The organism is Pseudomonas oleovorans subsp. oleovorans (assembly GCF_002197815.1).
Taxonomy (GTDB): domain Bacteria; phylum Pseudomonadota; class Gammaproteobacteria; order Pseudomonadales; family Pseudomonadaceae; genus Aquipseudomonas; species Aquipseudomonas oleovorans.
In genome coordinates this window covers 1-2,135 of sequence record NZ_NIUB01000078.1, presented here as the reverse complement: position 1 = coordinate 2,135, position 2,135 = coordinate 1, and the positions used below count along the sequence as shown (strand labels likewise).

General features: G+C 55.5%; 1 protein-coding gene and 3 pseudogenes. 1 reads left to right on the top strand and 3 read right to left on the bottom strand.

Annotated features, from left to right (window positions below; translation table 11 throughout):
* A pseudogene (locus PSOLE_RS24460) lies at nucleotides 1–297 on the top strand (hypothetical protein); the annotation flags it as partial.
* 35 nt (nucleotides 298–332) lie between these two features.
* Here the strand turns inward: PSOLE_RS24460 and PSOLE_RS23280 are convergent.
* From PSOLE_RS23280 to PSOLE_RS24055, 3 genes and pseudogenes are all read right to left on the bottom strand, one after another.
* A complete protein-coding gene (locus tag PSOLE_RS23280; protein ID WP_172480664.1) occupies nucleotides 333–1,709 on the bottom strand; it encodes a heavy metal sensor histidine kinase in 1,377 nt (458 codons plus the stop codon).
* 2 nt (nucleotides 1,710–1,711) lie between these two features.
* A pseudogene (locus PSOLE_RS23275) lies at nucleotides 1,712–2,008 on the bottom strand (winged helix-turn-helix domain-containing protein); the annotation flags it as partial.
* A gap of 2 nt (nucleotides 2,009–2,010) precedes the next feature.
* A pseudogene (locus PSOLE_RS24055) lies at nucleotides 2,011–2,135 on the bottom strand (IS1595 family transposase); the annotation flags it as partial.

Genomic DNA, 2,135 nt, shown 5'->3' with positions numbered 1-2,135 from the left:
CCGAAAAAAAGCCGAGGAACAAGCCGCATCGTGACCGATGCGATTACAATCCAGAACCCGCGCAACCGGGGTGGAAGCACCGGTCACGTATTAGCGAAACGCTCGGTCACGTTCACCGAAATCCGCAATTGCGGTGAAGCAAGCGTGGGTGATGCCGTTTCCAAACTTCATAAGCTACTACCCGAGAACGAATGGGGGGCTCTAGTGTCAGCTCACCGCTCGTTGCCTATCTGGATGGCGAATGCAATCTGCGCTCAGTCGAATTGCACCTGCACCCACCCTGTCAAGTTGGGCTAGCGGTTAGCTGTAGCCTACTTACCGCCAGACCGGCATCATCTGGAATGGGGCAATTCGATGTGAAAGCCCGTGAGGCCAGCGGCTGAGGTGCACCAGATGCGGCCTTTGTGAGCCTCAATGATGGAGCGGGTGATGGCAAGACCGAGCCCGGCATTGCTCGGGCTTCCCTCCCGCCGAGCGGGGTCAACCCGGTAAAAGCGGTCGAAGAGCTTCTCTAGATGCTCTGAGCTGATTGTGTCCCCTGGGTTCTCGATGCTGAAGGTTGTGGAGCCCGCTGTCTCGCGGATCAAAACCGAAATTGTATGTCCCGCCGGCGTGTAGCGCAGTGCATTGGACAGCAAGTTGGAGAGTGCACGATCAAGCATCAGCCGATCTCCCAGCACTTGGCCTGTGCCTGTGAGCGATAGTTCAATGCCATGTTCTTCAGCCAGAAGGTGGTAGTAGTCAAACAGCTTGAAGACTACGTCGGCCAGTTCGATCCTGGCCTGCTCGGGGATGATCAGGCCATTATCAGCCTTGGCCAAGAAAAGCATGTCATCAATCATCCGAGACATGCGCTTCAAGTCCTCCAGGTTGGAGTAGAGATTCTCTTCATAGGCATTGATATCGCGTTTCTTGCTCAGCACGACCTCGGTGTGGGTCATCAGGTTGCTAACGGGCGTGCGTAGCTCGTGGGCAATGTCGGCCGAAAAATTGGAGAGCCTAACGAAGGCATCCTCTAGCCGAGCCAACATCGCATTGAAGGATAGAACCAGTTGCTGAAGTTCCCGCGGCACTGGTTCGAGAGGGATTCGTTCCTGTAACGAGCGAGCGGACATCCCGGAGGCCACATGAGTGACTTGCCGCAGAGGCCTAAGGCCGCTGCGAGCAACCACCCAGCCGAGCGCGGCACTGAACAGGGCACTGATGACCAATCCAATCCAGAGCCATCGTTGCAGCGTGTCGAAAAAGTGTGTGTGATTGGTGACGTCAAGAATCAGCAAAGCTGTGAGCGGCTCAGCCTGATCGGCTACCGAGATTTGCGCCGTCATGCCGCGGTACATGTGTTGGCCGTTCTGCCACTCCCACATGCTCTGCTCATTTTCACGTCTGAAACGCTCTGGTACTTCGACTGCTCTGGGGTCGGAGAACAGTACAGAACCGTCACTGGCCAGGATAGTGGCCGCCAGATCCTGATGGGCTCCCAGCAAGGCTCGCAACTGCGGTAATTCTTCCGAAAGGCTCGCTTCACCGCGAGCATTGTTGAGGATATGTTTGGCGGATTCGAGTTTCTCCACCAGGGCCTGCCGATCCAGCATCTTGAAGTGGTGCTGGCTGAGCATATTGAAACTCAGCCCTGCTACCGTCAGGACTGCAATTACCGCGGACATGAACATCAGGCTCATGCGTGCTGTCAGCGAAAGGTGCTTCATATTCACTCCGGCGCATCCATCATGTATCCCATGCCGCGGGCGGTATGAATCAGCTTGAGATCGAAATCGTCATCGATTTTTGCGCGTAGCCGGCGTACCGCAACCTCAATGACATTGGTGTCGCTGTCGAAATTCATGTCCCAAACCTGAGAGGCAATCAGCGACTTCGGGAGCACCTCGCCGCGCCGGCGCAGTAGCAGTTCCAGCAGTGAAAACTCCTTCGCGGTCAGGTCAATTCTTTTCCCGCCACGGATCGCACGCCGCTTCATCAGATCGACTTCCAGATCGGCAATTTTCATGGCTATGTCTGAGTTAACTGTTGCATATCCCTATACCCCAACGCCTCTTTCAAGCAAATCAATGGGTTGAGCTGTGTTTTGTAGCGCTCAAGCAGGCGGCGCCAGCCCAGATAGTTCGTTAGGTACT

Excerpts from the sequence above, each read along its gene's own strand:
- PSOLE_RS23280 (WP_172480664.1), bottom strand. The coding sequence starts at position 1,709 with ATGAAGCACCTTTCGCTGACAGCACGCATGAGCCTGATGTTCATGTCC.